Annotated in this window: 15 protein-coding genes; 6 read left to right on the forward strand and 9 right to left on the reverse strand. The window is 60.9% G+C overall.

Features of this window, described 5'->3' with window-relative positions:
- Window positions 1–76: 76 nt before the first annotated feature.
- Window positions 77–214, reverse strand: a complete 138-nt coding sequence (locus tag RBR52_RS08215; RefSeq protein ID WP_320376719.1) for a glycosyltransferase family A protein — start codon at window positions 212–214, stop codon at window positions 77–79.
- A gap of 74 nt (window positions 215–288) precedes the next feature.
- Between RBR52_RS08215 and RBR52_RS08220 the strand changes: the two genes are divergently transcribed.
- Complete coding sequence (locus RBR52_RS08220) at window positions 289–1,284, forward strand: glycosyltransferase family 2 protein (RefSeq protein ID WP_320376720.1); 996 nt, start codon at window positions 289–291, stop codon at window positions 1,282–1,284.
- Between the two features lie 134 nt (window positions 1,285–1,418).
- Entirely contained in the window at window positions 1,419–2,210 is a 792-nt protein-coding gene (locus RBR52_RS08225; RefSeq protein WP_320376721.1) for a glycosyltransferase family 2 protein, read from the forward strand.
- 32 nt (window positions 2,211–2,242) lie between these two features.
- Here the strand turns inward: RBR52_RS08225 and RBR52_RS08230 are convergent, their stop codons facing one another.
- From RBR52_RS08230 to RBR52_RS08245, 4 genes are all read right to left on the reverse strand, one after another.
- Window positions 2,243–6,016: a glycosyltransferase gene (locus RBR52_RS08230; protein WP_320376722.1), complete on the reverse strand. Its 3,774-nt coding sequence runs from the start codon at window positions 6,014–6,016 to the stop codon at window positions 2,243–2,245.
- A 194-nt stretch (window positions 6,017–6,210) separates the two neighbouring features.
- A complete protein-coding gene (locus RBR52_RS08235; RefSeq protein ID WP_320376723.1) occupies window positions 6,211–7,776 on the reverse strand; it encodes a DEAD/DEAH box helicase in 1,566 nt (521 codons plus the stop codon).
- Window positions 7,777–7,961: 185 nt separating this feature from the next.
- Window positions 7,962–8,348 (reverse strand): type II toxin-antitoxin system VapC family toxin, encoded by a 387-nt coding sequence (locus RBR52_RS08240; protein WP_320376724.1) that lies wholly within the window; start codon window positions 8,346–8,348, stop codon window positions 7,962–7,964.
- Window positions 8,345–8,551 carry an AbrB/MazE/SpoVT family DNA-binding domain-containing protein gene (locus RBR52_RS08245; RefSeq protein ID WP_320376725.1) on the reverse strand — a complete coding sequence of 69 codons (207 nt, stop codon included), beginning with the start codon at window positions 8,549–8,551 and terminating at the stop codon, window positions 8,345–8,347. The genes RBR52_RS08240 and RBR52_RS08245 overlap by 4 nt, the downstream gene beginning before the upstream one ends.
- A gap of 219 nt (window positions 8,552–8,770) precedes the next feature.
- Here RBR52_RS08245 and ettA point away from each other — a divergent pair, with 219 nt between their 5' ends.
- Both ettA and RBR52_RS08255 read left to right on the forward strand, forming a co-directional pair.
- A complete protein-coding gene (ettA, locus tag RBR52_RS08250) occupies window positions 8,771–10,435 on the forward strand; it encodes an energy-dependent translational throttle protein EttA (RefSeq protein WP_320376726.1) in 1,665 nt (554 codons plus the stop codon).
- Window positions 10,436–10,457: 22 nt separating this feature from the next.
- Window positions 10,458–10,826 carry a thioredoxin gene (locus tag RBR52_RS08255; RefSeq protein ID WP_320376727.1) on the forward strand — a complete coding sequence of 123 codons (369 nt, stop codon included), beginning with the start codon at window positions 10,458–10,460 and terminating at the stop codon, window positions 10,824–10,826.
- A 487-nt stretch (window positions 10,827–11,313) separates the two neighbouring features.
- On the opposite strand, the gene yccX is transcribed toward RBR52_RS08255, so the two are convergent.
- The 4 genes from yccX to RBR52_RS08275 form a co-directional block, all read right to left on the reverse strand.
- Complete coding sequence (yccX, locus tag RBR52_RS08260) at window positions 11,314–11,583, reverse strand: acylphosphatase (RefSeq protein ID WP_320376728.1); 270 nt, start codon at window positions 11,581–11,583, stop codon at window positions 11,314–11,316.
- Window positions 11,584–11,626: 43 nt separating this feature from the next.
- Window positions 11,627–12,637, reverse strand: a complete 1,011-nt coding sequence (locus RBR52_RS08265; protein WP_320376729.1) for a hypothetical protein — start codon at window positions 12,635–12,637, stop codon at window positions 11,627–11,629.
- Window positions 12,634–12,939 carry an EF-hand domain-containing protein gene (locus RBR52_RS08270; RefSeq protein WP_320376730.1) on the reverse strand — a complete coding sequence of 102 codons (306 nt, stop codon included), beginning with the start codon at window positions 12,937–12,939 and terminating at the stop codon, window positions 12,634–12,636. The genes RBR52_RS08265 and RBR52_RS08270 overlap by 4 nt, the downstream gene beginning before the upstream one ends.
- A 98-nt stretch (window positions 12,940–13,037) precedes the next feature.
- Window positions 13,038–13,559 carry a hypothetical protein gene (locus RBR52_RS08275; RefSeq protein ID WP_320376731.1) on the reverse strand — a complete coding sequence of 174 codons (522 nt, stop codon included), beginning with the start codon at window positions 13,557–13,559 and terminating at the stop codon, window positions 13,038–13,040.
- 254 nt (window positions 13,560–13,813) lie between these two features.
- Between RBR52_RS08275 and ompR the strand changes: the two genes are divergently transcribed.
- Window positions 13,814–14,536, forward strand: coding sequence for a two-component system response regulator OmpR (gene ompR, locus RBR52_RS08280; protein WP_320376732.1), 723 nt, complete (start codon window positions 13,814–13,816; stop codon window positions 14,534–14,536).
- Window positions 14,533–15,843, forward strand: a complete 1,311-nt coding sequence (locus RBR52_RS08285) for an ATP-binding protein (protein WP_320376733.1) — start codon at window positions 14,533–14,535, stop codon at window positions 15,841–15,843. Before ompR ends, RBR52_RS08285 begins: the two co-directional genes overlap by 4 nt.
- Window positions 15,844–15,858: the final 15 nt, after the last annotated feature.

A 15,858-nucleotide genomic window follows, 5' to 3' on the forward strand; every position in this document is an offset into this window, starting at 1 on the left:
CGAGGCGAGCGCGAATGCGACTGAGTCTGAGACGAGCAAGCAGGACCTCTGGGCGCTCAGTCAATGTCTGAAGCAGTCATTCGATGTGTGTTGGTTCGAACAGATCGTCGTCATCGAGAAAGATGAGGTACCCGCCGTAAGCTGCATCAAGACCGACATTGGCCGCAGCACTTCGCAATAGTGGATTTCCTTGGGAGATGAGACGCACCGGCATGTTATTACGATTTCGACGGGGCTGAGTCCGACTCAGCTAACAAGTGACACCAGTTTCGCACAAGGGATGGGGTTGTGGCGCATGAACGATGCTTAGCCGATGAGGACGGAGCCAATCAACAAGGTTGGGATGGAAGGCCGGGGGCAGGGCAAAATCAACGCGGCGGTGAAAGGCGGGTGATTGCTGTCGCGGTGACTTATCGGCCTGATCTCGCACTATTCCGCATTGCGGTACGGGCGTGCCGAAATCAGGTAGCAGAATTTTTTGTGATTGATAATGGATCTACAGAGCCATACAAAAGCTCATTGGCAGCGCTTTGTGATGACGAAGCATGTAATTTTGTTCCTTTGGCAGGTAATTCTGGCATAGCAGCAGCACAGAACCAGGGTATATTAATGGCACGCAGCGCCGGGGCGACCCATATTCTGTTGCTAGACCAGGACAGTGTCGCCGCACCCGATATGGTAGCGCGTTTGTTAGAGATTCTTGATAGGGCGCCGAGATCGGGGCGACGCGTGGCCGCGGTTGGGCCTAGGTTGGTAGATCGTCGCTCAGGACGGAGTACGCCATTCGTCCGCTTTGGGCTATTTGGTGTGACGCGGCTCAACTGCCAGAAAAATAGGATAGTCGTTGAATCGGATTTTCTTGTGGCTTCGGGTTCGTTGATGCGTATAAGTGTTTTTGATGAAATTGGTTTGATGGAGGAGGGGTTGTTTATCGACAATGTCGATTTGGAATGGTGCTTTCGTTCAAGGCATATTGGCTATGTATTGCTTGGGGTCTGCGAAGCTGTGCTTGAGCATAGCGTGGGTGACCAAGCATTTCATCTGGCTGGGAGGGTTATATATCGACATAACCCCATACGTCAATACTATATTATGCGTAATCGCATATTGCTATATCGTAGGTCATACAGCCCATGGGCTTGGGTGATACAGGATTTTTTACGTATGCTGGTTAAGGTGATGTTGTTTGGATTGATTTATTCTCCGCGAATAAAAAATTTGTATATGATGGCACGTGGCATGATCGATGGCGTGCGTGGACGAACTGGCCCGTTTTTTGATTGATCAAAATGGTTTACGGTAAGTTATATTGCTTGATAAAAATTCGGCTGTAAAATGCCCCATTGATGCATTTCATGCTTGATCCGACAAGTTATTTTCGCAAAAACAAGCCAGTATAAGACGGTTTTTTCAATAATATGTTGATTGATTTGAATGCTATAGGTGGTATTGGTGGGCAAGTCACTGTTTCAGTGGTCTCTCATGGCCAAGAGGAGATGTTGAATCATCTTTTGAACGATATGGCGCGGCATGCTTCACAATCTTTGCGGCGTGTTGTAGTAACACACAATTTACCGTCTGTTGGGGTTCAGCGTCCAGAGGATTCTAGGGAATATATTTTCGATCAAGTTTATAATAAAAAGCCAAGAGGATTTGGAGAAAATCATAATGCAGCTTTTTGTTTCTGCGATACGGAGTGGTTTGCGGTTGTGAATCCGGATATTCGGTTGGGGTCTGATATTTTCACGGAGTTAATTTCTAAAGCAATGCCAAACGATATATTATTAGGCCCCGCGTTGTTCGATCCAGAGCGCAATGAGATTGCACCAAATCGAGGCATGCTAAATATCTTTGAGATTGTTGGCAGGAAATTTATTAATAGCGCTCCGCCTAAAGATGTTGTATGGCTCCCAGGTGCGTTTTTGCTATTGCGCTCCGGAGCCTATAAGCAGATAGGCGGCTTCGACGAGAAGTTTTATCTGTATGCAGAGGATTTCGATTTATCAGCACGCATGAGGCTAGCCGGTGGCGTGTTGCGTTATGTGCCTGACGTGCAAGTAATTCATCCGGCGCAGCACAGTAGCCACGTTCGATTGCGTTATCTGCGCTGGCATGTGGTGAGTCTATTGAAGCTCTGGACCAGCCGCACCTTTTGGCGTTATCGCAACCTACTGCGGCGCGAGGCGCGCGCAGCTCGACTGAAGACCTAGCGCCTCTGCTGACCGGAGGTCAGAGGAGATAACTACTTCTTGGCGGTAGTATTTTGATCTTGTGCTCTATCGCGACCAATCCAGAAGCCATCACTCAAAATAAAGCGGTAAACACGTTCGGGTAATCGCACGCGATGGGTGTCGAGCCAACTAACGACAGGCAGCATTAGTGGCACGCAAATTCGAAGGAAGCGCTTCCAAATTCTGGGGCGATCGGCCACCGGCATAAGAGGATCGTAAACGAGTTCGGGATGTAGCGTATATATAGTGCCAATTGAAGCGCCAACCTTGATCTGTCGTTCGTAAAAATGGCGTAAGAACATTGGATGGCAATGATGCACTCTAGCTTGTGCGTTGTATACGATGCGCAAACCACGACGACTTAAGCGTAGGCCAAGATCGATGTCTTCCCAGCCATAAGTTCTGAAATTTGGGTCGAATGGTTGCTGTCCCATTATTTCTCGCGGCAGCGAGACATTGGATGTGTAAAAACACGTATAGGGTACGTCGTTCCCATCGAGCATGTAGCGATAGCCAAACTGATGTCCCCCCTCGTTGACATACTCCAGGAAAGGAGTGACGTGCATGCCTTCACGATCCCATTGTGTATAGCCTACGACTGCACAGGGCATGCCGACCTCTAGATGCTTGGCAATATGTTGTTCTATGAAATCAGGCTCAGGAATTGTATCGTCGCCAATGAAAAGAACGATATCGCCGGTGGCAAATTGAAGGCCGTAATTTCGAGCAATACCCTGTCCGGTATTATTCTGCGTGAAGACTTTCAATACTAAATCACCGGAATTTACATTTTTCCAGTTTTGCAAATTTTCCCATGTGCCGTCACTAGAGCCGTCGTCGACGACGATGACTTCGTAGTGCGGCCAGCTCTGATGTTTGAGTGCTTCCAATGTCCTCGCCAGAATGGGCCAGCGTTTGTAGGTTGTGATGAGCACCGTGACTGTATTTGGCTTATATATGGGTAATGGTTTAGAACCTTCAAATTTGATCTGATGGATGAATGCGCCTAATCGTCGCATGTCACCATTGTGAAATTCTTGGTGTGAGACCCAGGATGGAACATCGATCATGACGTTTAGCAGGCCATCAGCTCTGGCTTGGGCCGGTATTTCTATCGAGTTCCAAAAATTGTCTGGATCCAGTAGCTGACTTGTTTGTGATTCATTGCAGCGTACTGAGACTGCTCGCCCTTTGCAAAGTGAAGATGGAACATGCATTTTGATAAAAAGCCGTCCTATTTCGCCAGCGCCTACTTGAATTCGTGCAAAAGCTCTGCCAGTAGTTGCACGAACGTCAATCCCATCAATGCGTTCTGGAATGTACCAACCCGGACCCAGTCGACCCAACGCAGATGATCTACCCGGCCAAAGAACATTGCTGATTAGAAGCGGCTCCTGTCTTGCTGATTCCAATACGACCGATAAATCAGGTTGAGGTGGCACATAAAGGGTAATGAGTCCTCTTTCAAATAATTCATGGTCAGTAACGCGACGGTTACGCTGGATGCGTCTGCGCTCGCGCAATGTGCCGGGTGCGTGTCGCAAATTCCAACTCAATACCGCCCAGGCAAAGCCTAGATGGCCGCTTCTTAGCCAACCGCGATACAGTCTGTAGGTTGCACCAAGCGCTCGGCGGAGTGCATAGTTCTTCCAGATTGACCGCAAGTTGTGTCGATTGCCCATGACGTGCCGCCATGTGCTATCACGCTCGACTTTTGTTGTGCCACCAAACGCATGAAAAACGATGGATCGAGGGCACATCACAACCCGCTGGCCATTCAGCCAGTAGCGCCAGCCGAGATCCACGTCTTCGTGGTACATGAACATCGCCGGGTCGAAGCCGCCAATTGCTAGAAATTCATGCTTGCGCACAAGCATTGCTGCGCCAGACGGGAAAAGAACATCTTTAGGCTGGGCATCCACATCGGAGTCTGCTTCTATGTATGGAAATCCAGCGTCAATGTCATAGCCGAAACCCAATCGTGACATGCCGCCGCCACGAGCATTTAATAACTCAGGTCGCGCTAATAGACGAAGCTGAGAGCACGAAGCACCAATCTCTGGGTGGAGCAAAAGAGGCTCAATCAAGCGGGTGAGCCAGTCGGGAGTCACAATGGTGTCGCTATTGAGCAGTGCCACATATCCAGACTTGGCCGCCTCAATACCAATCTGATTGCCTCGTCCGAAACCGTGGTTAATTTTTTCCGAAATAACGGTGATCTGAGGCCAGTTCGAACGCAGCCAGGCCACACTATCGTCTTTGGAAGCGTTATCCACAATGATGACGTCCATAGCGACGCCACGCGTAGACATAAGAGATGGAATGCACTTTTCCAGATGGTGCCGTCCGTTGTAATTGACCACAATCAGACTGACGCGCAAAGAATGAGTAACTGCGACACCAGGGCCCGCTGACTCGCGCTTTGAAAGATCTATCTCGCGTGCATGCCGAACAGCTTCCCACGCCTCCAGTTGTATCAGGCGAGGGATCATCTTTTGCTTGACGGCGATGTGGGCATCTGCAAGTAGTGCGGCTTCTCCGCAGCGTAAGTGTTTCGCATATATCTTGGATAAACCACTTATTTGCTGTGCCACTCCACCTCGACCACTGGCAAATGTCGCACCGAAGCTGCGGTATTCTGCGACAAGTTTGTCGATATATTCGAAACGACACCGCTTTGCTAGACGAAGATACAAATCCCAATCCTCAAAGCAGTCTAATGACTCGTCCAGCCCGCCGACGGCAAGCACTTCGACGCGAGGCATCAAGCAGCCGATGAAAGGAATCTGGTTTTCGAACGCCATGAGGGCAGAGTCATATGGCGCTCCGAAACGACGAAGCAATTGACGCCCACGCTCACCATATTGCACAAAATCCACTGCTCCGTGATACACAGTCGAGGTGTCCTTGGCTGCCGTAATGAGTGCGTCAATGCCTCCTGGCAAATAGATATCGTCGTCGTCGAGTATGGCTATCCAAGTACCAGCGGCACGTTGAATCCCGAGGTTGGCTGCCGCAACCCTTCCAATCGGTGCTGTATGCTCGATCAAGGAAATCCGCATACCACTTATGAACTGTTTGGTGACGTTTTCGACAGATGAGCCCCCATCGTTGATCACGAGAATTTCAAGGCTTTGCGACTGCTGTGACAACAAGCTAGCAAGCGCCTCGTTGAGCAGATCAGGCCGGTCCCGGGTTCGGATAATGATGCTGACAGTCACCGCGGCGCTCAATTCCCGGGCGCTTGGTCTGAAAGATAAGGCGCTATGAACAAAATCACTAAGGATGCCGCCCTCAGAAAAATGATCCGCAGCCCAGAAACCTTCTGCAGCCGACACACCCTGAATCTGTCTTGCGCGAGTAAGGAGTCTACTCAACAGAACTGCCCAATCAAACTCAGGATATTGAGTGGAATACGCCTTGATTTCGTCTAAGTAGCTGGAGACGTCGAGAAAGCAATTGCAGGGCGCGTCGCCGATGAAATCGTAGGCCCACAAAGCCCCATCGTAATCGGCATTTGCAAGTGCAGATTCCACCTCAGTGGCGAACGAGCGATCAGTTACGCGCCCCCAAAGAGGTGATGGAATGAAAACCGTAGCAGGGCCTATTTCTGATAACCAACGTGTGATTTGTGTGGAAGCGCCATTATTCGAGTCTATTTTTTGCAAATACTCGCGGCGCACCTCAGGCAAAGGCTGCGCAGACTCAATGGCAGGGGAGCCCGTTCCGTAGACGATGCATACATCCACCTGGGAGGCTCGCGCTCTAATGAGGCTTGCTCCCATACCGATCCATTCATCCCCTAGGCTGTGTGCAAACACTAACCAAGGACCAGGAGGGAGGGGGCGGGTGGGAAAAATATATCTGGTAGGTTCGAGTCCTGTCATTTCAGACGACTATCAGCCGAGCAAATGCGGTAGTTACTTTCCGCAGATTGGCAGTGTTGTGCCTCTCTTTAAAAGAGATTTACCTTTGTCACTCAGCGCCCCCGCTGACCGCCGCCCGATCTGCGCTGACCGCCGAAGCCGGGGTTCTGGCCACCGCCGCCGCCTGAGGGCCGGCGTGCGCGTCCCTGGCCGCCTCGCATGTGCGGCGGCAGGTCGAGTTCGACCCAGGCCGTACCTTGCCAGGAATCGGCACGGTGCTCGGGCGGCAGATGGCTCGCCGCCGACTTGGCGCCCGCGCCCGACTGGCGCTGGCCCTGCGGCTTGGCGCTCGCGGGGGCTTGCGGGCGGCCTTGGCCTGAGCCTTGTCGGGCTTCACCGCGCCTGCCGCCCTGGCTTGCGCCTGATGCGCCGGAGCCTTGTTGGCGGCGCTGGCCTTGACCTTGACCACCACCACGGCGTTCGCCGCCATGCAGCACGGTGCGGCCCATGACGATGGGTTGTGCCTTGGCGTTGGGGTCGGGCTCGAAGCCGGGGATGATTTCCTGCGTGATGGGATTGCGCACCAGCTTCTCGATGTCGCGCAGGAAGCCGAGTTCGTCCACGCAGACCAGTGAAATCGCCTGGCCGGTGCTGCCGGCGCGCCCGGTGCGGCCAATGCGGTGCACATAGTCTTCGGGGATGTTGGGCAGCTCGTAGTTCACCACCACGGGGAGCTGGTCGATGTCGATGCCGCGGGCGGCGATGTCGGTGGCGACGAGCACCTGCAATTTGCCGCTCTTGAAGTCGGCCAGCGCGCGCAGGCGGGCGGACTGAGTCTTGTTGCCGTGAAAGCCGGTGGCGACAATGCCGTCCTTGTCGAGCTGTTCGGCCAGGCGGTTGGCGCCGTGCTTGGTGCGGGTGAACACCAGGGTCTGCGGCCAGTTGCGTTCGCGGATGAGGTGCACCAGCATGTCGCGCTTGCGCTCGCGGTCGACGGGAAACACGATCTGCTCGACCAGATCGGCGGTGGCGTTCTGGCGGGCGACCGAGACTTGCTGCGGGTTGACGAGGAAGTCTGAGGCCAGGCGCTTGATGTCGTCGGAGAACGTGGCCGAGAACAGCAGGTTCTGGCGTTGCTTGGGCAGCAGGGCGACGATGCGGCGCATGTCGTGGACGAAGCCCATGTCGAGCATGCGGTCGGCTTCGTCGAGCACCAGCATCTGCACCGCGGAGAGGTCGATGTTGCGCTGGCTCTGGTGGTCGAGCAGGCGGCCGGGGGTGGCCACCACGATGTCCATGCCGCGCGCCAGGGCGTTGATCTGCGGCTGCATGCCCACACCGCCGTACATCGCCATGCTGTGCAGCTTGAGGTGGCGGCCGTAGGCGGCGAGGTTTTCGTGCACCTGCGCGGCAAGTTCGCGGGTGGGGGTGAGGATGAGGGCGCGGGGAATGATCTTGCCCTTGGCGTTGCGGGCGGGTTCGCCGCCTGCAAGACGTTGCAGCATGGGCAGGGTGAAGCCCGCGGTCTTGCCAGTGCCGGTTTGCGCAGCGGCCAGCAGGTCATGGCCTGCGAGCACGACGGGAATGGCTTGTCGTTGGATGGGGGTGGGCTCGGTATAGCCTTGTTCGGCAACGGCGCGCACGATGGGGTCGATCAGACCCAGATCTTGAAAAGACATGTGAAAAACTTTCGGGAGCGGTGTGTGAACCGATCCAGGACTCTGCCACCGCGCTTGAACAAGCGCGCCAGTCTGCAACAGATGGAGTGGGCCGAGAGGCTCGGCAGGAGTCAAAAGTGACTGCGGCTGGGAGACTGGACATGGCCGCTGGGCGCAATGGTAGCCGAGTTCGCCGTGTGCGTGTGTCAGAGCAATGTTTTGGGCACGTAATGCACGCCGGGCAGGCCCTGGAAGTCTGCGTCCATGGTCCAGAGATCGGCCTGAGCCTGGCGGGCCGTGGCGTAGATCAGACTATCGGCCATGGGGAGCTTGTGGCGCAGGCTGACCTGAGCGGCAAACAGTGCGAGCGCAGCGTCGATGGCGACCGTGCGTCCCTGCTGCATCACGGCAAGGCAGGCAATGCCGTCGTTCTCGTCACGTTGAGCGGCGATGCGCTTGAACACTTCATACAGCGTGATGACCGGCACGATCAACGCTGCTGGCTCCTCGATCATCGGGGCAAACTGGTCGGCAGCCGGGCCGTCTGCGAAGTACTCCAGCCAAGCCGAGGAATCGACCACGTGAAGTTTCACGAGCGGTCAGTCTCGCGGGGAACGGTCGTGTCGATGCCGCGCAGAAGACCGCGCAGCGCTCGAGCGCCCTGCCGTGGAACAAGCTCGATGCGCGAGCCGAAGGGCACGACGTCGAGCTTTTGTCCCGGCCGCAGGCCGAGCTGCTCGCGCACGCGTTTGGGGATCACGACCTGAAACTTCGGAGAGAGGGTGACGGTGTCCATGGGAGGGGGGGTAAAGATCGATGGAGAAATCGTATTACAAAAAATAGATCGATTCCTTTCGTTCGGCCGACTGTCGTTGGGCGCGAGACTGTGCTCACGATACGCGGTACAGCGACAATAGGGGTTTGCTGCGTGATGGGCTGAGGCCTGTCGACGCCGATATTGCGCAGTTCCCAATTTGGGCTCGCTTCGCGCGGCCTGATTATTTCGACAGAAACTATGGCTCAATACGTTTTCACCATGAACCGGGTCGGCAAGATCGTGCCACCCAAGCGGCAGATTCTCAAGGACATCTCGCTGTCCTTCTTTCCCGGCGCCAAGATCGGCGTGCTCGGGCTGAACGGCTCGGGCAAGTCCACGCTGCTCAGAATCATGGCCGGGGTGGACAAGGACTTCGAAGGCGAAGCCGTGCCGATGACGGGACTGCGCATCGGCTATCTGCCGCAGGAGCCGCAGCTCGACCCTGAGCAGACGGTGCGCGAGGCGGTGGAAGAAGGGCTCGGCGGCGTGCTGGCGGCAAAAAAGCGTCTGGAGCAGGTTTACGCCGAGTACGCCGAACCCGATGCCGACTTCGACAAGCTGGCCGAGGAGCAGGCGCAGCTCGAAGCCATCATCTCCGCAGGCGAGGGCGACAACACCGACCTGCAGATGGAAGTGGCCGCAGACGCCCTGCGGCTGCCGCCGTGGGAGGCGAAGATCGGACCGCTGTCGGGCGGCGAGAAACGCCGCGTGGCGCTGTGCCGCCTGTTGCTGTCCAAACCCGACATGCTGCTGCTCGATGAGCCGACCAACCACCTCGACGCCGAAAGCGTGGACTGGCTGGAGCAGTTCCTGCACCGTTTTCCCGGCACCGTCGTGGCCGTCACCCACGATCGTTATTTTCTGGACAACGCCGCCGAGTGGATACTCGAACTCGACCGCGGCTCGGGCATTCCGTTCAAGGGCAATTACAGCAGTTGGCTGGAGCAGAAGGAGGCGCGGCTGGAGCAGGAGTCGCGCAGCGAGGCGTCTCACCTCAAGACCATGAAGCAGGAGCTCGAATGGGTGCGGCAGAACCCCAAGGGGCGCCAGGCCAAGAGCAAGGCGCGCATGGCGCGGTTCGAGGAGTTGTCGAGCATCGAGTACCAGAAGCGCAACGAGACCAACGAGATTTTCATTCCCGTGGCCGATCGCCTGGGCAACGAGGTCATCGAGTTCAAGGAGGTGCGCAAGGCGTTCGGCGAGCGGCTGCTGATCGAGAACCTGAGCTTCAAGCTGCCGCCGGGCGCCATCGTCGGCGTCATCGGCCCCAACGGCGCGGGCAAGTCCACGCTGTTTCGCATGATCGCCGGGCAGGACCGACCCGATGCCGGCGAGATCGTCATCGGCCCGACGGTCAAGCTGGTGTATGAAGACCAGAGCCGCGACGCGCTGCCCGACGACAAGACGGTTTGGGAGGCGATTTCCGACGGGCTGGACATCCTCAATGTCGGCAAGTTCCAGGTGCCTTCGCGCGCCTACTGCGGGCGCTTCAATTTCAAGGGCGGCGATCAGCAGAAGATCGTCGGCCAGCTCTCCGGCGGGGAGCGCGGGCGGCTGCATCTGGCCAAGACGCTGATTTCCGGTGGCAATGTGCTGCTGCTCGACGAGCCGAGCAACGACCTCGACGTGGAAACCCTGCGCGCGCTCGAAGACGCGCTGCTGGAGTTCGCCGGCTGCGTGATGGTGTCCAGCCACGACCGCTGGTTCCTCGACCGCATCGCCACCCACATCCTCGCCGCCGAGGGTGATTCGCAGTGGACTTTCTTCTCGGGCAACTACCAGGAATACGAGGCCGACAAGAAGCGGCGCCTGGGCGAGGAGGGCGCGCGTCCGCACCGCCTGCGCTTCAAGGCGCTGCGTTGACGCGCCGTCGGCCTGTGGACGCATGGAGCCGCTGCTCGTCGCCTGCCTGTGCGCGCAGTGGTGCGGCATCTGCCGCGACTGGCGCGCGGGCTTCGACATGCTGGCGGCGCAACTGCCACCCGATCTCGCGGTGCGCTGGGCCTGGATCGACGTCGAGGATCACGCCGATGCGCTGGGCGACTATGAGCCGCCCAACTTTCCGGTTCTGGCGGTGCAGCGCGGCGGCGACCTGCTCTACTGCGCGCCGCTGCCGCAGCAACCCGCGCTCTGGCTGCGGGTGCTGACCGAGCTGGCTCGCACCGAGGGCGCCGAAGCCGCGCGGCTGGTGCAACAAGCCGCGGCGACTGGCCTGCCCGATCTGCGCGGGCTGTTCCAAGAGAACGGTGATTGAATAAATCTCCCCCCCGCTCGTGGGCGTGGAGGCTGCAAAGCCAACTGCCCGGCTTTGCTCCGCCGGAACGGGGCTGGCCTGCAAGCCAGCCATTGGACGGGTTGGGGTGGGCGCCCCCTCCCGGCCTCCCCCACTACGTGGAGGAGGTGAGAAATGCGCTTCGCGCTGCCTTGGGTTGCCCCTCACAGCCTCCCACACGCCGTGGGGGAGGAGCATTCGCTCCCTCCTCACTCGTGGGGGTGGAGGCGGGAGAGGCAAAGCCAACTGCCCGGCTTTGCTCCGCCGGAACGGGGCTGGCCTGCAAGCCAGCCATTGGACGGGTTGGGGTGGGGATGGGTTGGGAGGGGTGAGCTGAATCCAACGCATCGCTCCCCCTCCCAACCTCCCCCGGCAAGCGGGGGAGGAGAAGACAGTGCTGCGCAGAACAAAGGATGCCCCTTCCAACCTCCCCCGGCAAGCGGAGGGGGTGTTCTTCGGCGCTTGCTCCTTATCCGATGCGAAAACCGGGCGGGCATTGCGCCACGTCAGCAGCCTCGACGTGAACGGCATCCACCCTGGCCGCAGGCGGGCCGACTTGCAGCCAGTGCAGCAGCGCTTCGACGGCTTGCGCTTGCCCGCAGACGAGCACTTCCACACGGCCGTCGGGCAGGTTCAGCGCATGGCCGCGCAGCCCGAGCCTTTCGGCCTGCATTCGGGTGAAGGCGCGAAAGGAAACCCCTTGCACCCTGCCACTGACCCATGCCCGCTTGCACTGCATGATCCAACCCTCCACGGCGCATCCGGACGCGAGGTGCCCGGCCTCACTGCGGCATCCCGCTGACCCAGGCCTTGCGGATCAGCCGGCCGCATCTGGCCGAAGCATAGCCTGCGTTGTCGCCGCCGGCTGTGCGCCGCGCGACGATGCCGTACCAGGTGCGGGTGGCGTCGATCCACGGATAGAAGCCGAAGGCGCCCGCGCTGTTGAACGCGCCGTCGCCCACTGCCGGATCGTCCTCGACCCAATGGCCGAGCGAGTAATGCCAGCTCTCGGCTGTCGGGATCGGCGTGGCCAGCGCGGCTCCCGGCGGACAGGTCGCGGGGTTGGTGCACACCGCGTCCGCGCCCAGCATCCTGCCGAGCAGCAGGGTGCCGCCCAGCATCTTGCGCAACAACAGACCATAGGCGTCGGCGGTCGTGACCACGCCTGCGGCGAGTTGCGGCTGGCTGTACGCGATTGCAATGTCGCGGCCGATCCGAGACTGGATTTCCGCGGCGAGCCCGGCGTTGTCCAGCGGGCCGAGGCCGACGATCTCGGCATGTTTTTGCATGTGGCCGCCGCCGTAGTAGAAGGCGCCGGCGGTCGATGGATCGTATACCCCGTTGCCGAGATAATCCACGCAGCCGGCGACCGTCTGCCAGGGCAGACAGATCGAAAAGTGGGTGTAGCCGCTGGTCAAATGCAGGAACGAGACGTCGGAATCGGAGAGCACTCCACCCTGCCGCTGCACGACGTAGGCAGCGTAGATCCATTTGGATGCGGACGCGATGTTCATCAGGGTGGAAGCGGTGTAGACCGGAGCGCCAGTGTCACCCGCCGCATTGACCGAGCCCGAGGCCAGACGCTGGTTCGCATCGCCGATCTCCCAGTAGAACGGCTGCACCGCGGTGCAATCGGGGTTGTGCTGCGCGGTGGTCGCAGCCGCTGCCGCGCGCTGCTGCGTTTCGGGTCCGGGCGGCGCCGACGAGGCCGAGTCTGCACCGCCGCACCCGGCGATGAGCAGCAGGGAAAGGGCGACAGGGGGCAGGCGGATGATCGACTCCACGATCTTCATTGCCGGCTCGCCTGGCGTCGGCGCAGGCCGGCCTGGAGTTCGGCCTGGAGTTGATCGAGAGTGAGGTAGCCCAGATGGTTCGTGTCGAGCCGATCGAAATGTTGCGCGACGCGCGGCATCCCGGTCTTGGCCTCGGCCAGGGTGAGCCGGCCGTCGTGGTCGGCATCGGCGCGAGCGAAGCGCTCGGCGAGCACCTGCTGCGCGCGCGATGCGCCCGGTGGCGCGGTCTGGGCCTGCGCGATGCTCACGGCCGCGAGCGCGCAGCAAACCAGGATCAGTCGAGTCGAAAGGATGGAAGGCATGGGATGCTCCAAAGCAGGGGATGAAAACCGATCGGCAACCGGCGACGAGCCTGGCTGCCGCGGATCAATGATCGTCGAGAGCCATGAAGAATTGAACATCAGCGGCAGGGGATCGGGTTGCCGGCTGCGTCGGTGCAGGTGGCGGTGTGCGTGACCCCGGTCTGCGGGTTGTACGAGGTGGAGCCGACGTAGCTGTTGCCGCCGGCGCCGGTCGCCGTCGTGGTTCGGCTGCCGCTGGTGCCGTCGGCGCTGCGCGTGACGCTGCCGCTGCTCTGGATCGATCCGCCGTTGGCGCCCTGCGCCGCGAAGCCGCTCTGGTGAGTCAGGCTGCCGTCGGTGCCGCGCGTGGTCTGTCCGGCGCGGGCGGCGACGCCGCCGTCCGGTCCGCGGTAAACGCCGCCGCTGCGCAGCGTCGTGCCCTCGGCATTGCGGGTGACGCCGCGGCCGCGCAGATAGGCTGCGCCTTCAGCGGTCCGTCCCCCGGCGACGAATCCCGTGCCGTTCTGGCCGACGGCGCGCACGCGGTGCCGCTCGGCCGCTTCGGCCGGCACGGCGGCGGCGATGGCGGCGGCGCTGCAGATCAGGCAAATCAGTGTGGTGGTTCGGATGGTGTGTCGCATGATGAGGTACTCCAGGTGGGTTTGGGGTCGCCGTCGCGCCTGCGGCGAAGGCGGCGAATGCGGGATCGGGCATTCACGCCGAATTGAACGCGAACCGGCCTGAACGGGGTGACGCCGGCGCCGGCGCATCGATCACGGCCGGTTGCGTCGGGGCGGGTTTGAAACAGTTTGACATCGAATCGACCCTCCGGCGGGCAAACGGCCGATACGATGTGGCCGCAGCCCAGCCCATCAGCCCAGCGCATCGATCCCCCATGAGCCCCGCCGCAGCCAGGATCCTGCTTCTCGACGACGAGGCCGAGCTGCGCGCGCTGCTGCAGCGTTATCTCGGCGGCATGGGGCTGCAGGTGCGCGCGGTGGCGGACGCCGCGCAGCTCGACCGCTTGCTCGCGCGCGAGCCCTTCGATCTGCTCATTCTCGACCTGATGATGCCCGGCGAGGACGGCCTGTCGGTGCTGCGCAGGCTGCGCGCGCAGGGAGAGACTCTGCCGGTGCTGATGCTGACGGCGCGGGGCGACCCGGTCGATCGCATCCTCGGTCTGGAAATGGGCGCCGACGATTACCTGCCCAAGCCGTTCGAGCCGCGCGAATTGCTTGCGCGCATCCAGGCGATGCTGCGGCGGCAGGCGATGCTCGGCGCATTGCCGGCCGCCGTGCGCGGCGACGTCATCCGCTTCGGCGCATTCGAGCTGGACCTGGCCGCCCGCACGCTGGCGAGGGACGGTGCCGACGTGCCGCTGACCTCGGGCGAGTTCGCGCTGCTTGCCGCGCTGGCGTGCAATCCGGGGAGGCCGCTGGGGCGCGAGCGCCTGCTCGAACTGGCGCAGGGGCGCGACCGCGAGGCCACCGAGCGCAGCGTCGACATCCGGGTGTTGCGGCTGCGTCGGCTGATCGAGGAGGATCCGGCGGCGCCGCGTTACATCCAGACGGTCTGGGGCCTGGGCTATCTGTTCGCCCCTGATGGAACTCGGCGGTGAGCGTGCACCTCGCATCGGCCGGGTGGGGCAGCAGCCTGTTCGCGCGCAGCCTGCGGCTGATCATCGTGCTGCTCGTCGCCGCGCAGTTCGCCAATCTGCTGGTGTTGCGCGAACTGGTGCAGCGGCCGCGGCTGGATCGTCTGGCCGGCCTTGTCCGCGCCGATCTGTCGGCGATCGATCTGGCGCTGCACCGCCTGCCGCAAAGCGAGCGCGCCGGCTACGTCGATGCGCTCAATCGCGCTGCAGCCGGACGGATCCTCGTTCCGGCCGGGCAGGCCCCGGCGCAATTCGACGCGCCGCAGGCGCCGGCAGCCGCGCTGCTGCTGCGTCCGCTGCAAAGCGCGCTCGGATCCGGTTTCCGGCTGCATTGGGCGCGGTCGGGGGAGGTGCGGCTGTGGATCGGCACCCGGCTGGGCGGACAGCGGTACTGGGTCGGATTCGCCACCCCGGGGCTGCTGACGAGCCTGCGCCTGCCGCTGCTTCTGGGCACGGCGATCAGCGTGGCGCTGGCCGTGCTCGGCGCCTGGATCATCCACCGCACGGTGCGCCGGCCGATGCGGGCGCTGGCGGCTGCGGCCGAGGCCGTCGGCGCAGGCCGTCCCCCCGGGCCGCTGCCCGAGCGGGTACCGCCGGAGATCGCGCAGGTCGTGGGCAGCTTTGCCCGCATGGCCGAAGAACTGGAGCGGGCCGACCGCGACCGCGCGGTGATGCTCGCAGGCGTTTCGCACGATCTGCGCACGCCGCTGGCGAAACTGCGGCTGTGCGTCGAAATGCTCCCGCCCGGAATCGATGCCGAACTCGTCGCCACGATGAAGCGCAGCATCGCCGCGGCCGACGCCATCGTCAGCCAGTTTCTCGACTTCGCCCGCGTCGGTGCCGACGAGTCCGAGGAGGAGGTCGATCTGGCGGCGCTGGCGCGGCAGACGGCGCTCGATCTGCTGCCGCCCGAGCGCCTCGACCTCGATCTTCCCGCATCCGGCTGCACCCTGCGCGCACGCCCCGTCGCGCTGCGCCGCGCCGTGATGAACCTGGTGGACAACGCCGTCACGCATGCGGGCGGGATCGTCGGGCTGAGGCTGTATTGCGACCCGGTGCGCGCGCAGCTCGCCGTGCTCGATCGCGGCCCCGGAATCGCGCAAGACCGGCGCGAGCGGCTGATGCGGCCCTTCGCCCGCGGAGACGCAAGCGCCGGGAGCGGCCTGGGTCTGGCCGTGGTCGATCGGGTCGCGCGCCTGCACCGCGGCAGTCTGGAACTCCGGGACCGTCCGGGAGGCGGTTTGGAGGCCGTGCTGCGGCTGCCGCGTTGACGCGCAGCCGTGCCA

The organism is Thiomonas sp., from assembly GCF_034007205.1.
Classification (GTDB): Bacteria; Pseudomonadota; Gammaproteobacteria; order Burkholderiales; family Burkholderiaceae_C; genus Thiomonas.

Coding starts and splice junctions, on each gene's coding strand:
- RBR52_RS08215 (WP_320376719.1), bottom strand. CDS start 214: ATGCCGGTGCGTCTCATCTCCCAAGGAAATCCACTATTGCGAAGTGCT.
- RBR52_RS08225 (WP_320376721.1), top strand. CDS start 1,419: ATGTTGATTGATTTGAATGCTATAGGTGGTATTGGTGGGCAAGTCACT.
- RBR52_RS08230 (WP_320376722.1), bottom strand. CDS start 6,016: ATGGGAGCAAGCCTCATTAGAGCGCGAGCCTCCCAGGTGGATGTATGC.
- RBR52_RS08235 (WP_320376723.1), bottom strand. CDS start 7,776: ATGTCTTTTCAAGATCTGGGTCTGATCGACCCCATCGTGCGCGCCGTT.
- RBR52_RS08245 (WP_320376725.1), bottom strand. CDS start 8,551: ATGGACACCGTCACCCTCTCTCCGAAGTTTCAGGTCGTGATCCCCAAA.
- ettA (WP_320376726.1), top strand. CDS start 8,771: ATGGCTCAATACGTTTTCACCATGAACCGGGTCGGCAAGATCGTGCCA.
- RBR52_RS08255 (WP_320376727.1), top strand. CDS start 10,458: ATGGAGCCGCTGCTCGTCGCCTGCCTGTGCGCGCAGTGGTGCGGCATC.
- yccX (WP_320376728.1), bottom strand. CDS start 11,583: ATGCAGTGCAAGCGGGCATGGGTCAGTGGCAGGGTGCAAGGGGTTTCC.
- RBR52_RS08265 (WP_320376729.1), bottom strand. CDS start 12,637: ATGAAGATCGTGGAGTCGATCATCCGCCTGCCCCCTGTCGCCCTTTCC.
- RBR52_RS08270 (WP_320376730.1), bottom strand. CDS start 12,939: ATGCCTTCCATCCTTTCGACTCGACTGATCCTGGTTTGCTGCGCGCTC.
- RBR52_RS08275 (WP_320376731.1), bottom strand. CDS start 13,559: ATGCGACACACCATCCGAACCACCACACTGATTTGCCTGATCTGCAGC.
- ompR (WP_320376732.1), top strand. CDS start 13,814: ATGAGCCCCGCCGCAGCCAGGATCCTGCTTCTCGACGACGAGGCCGAG.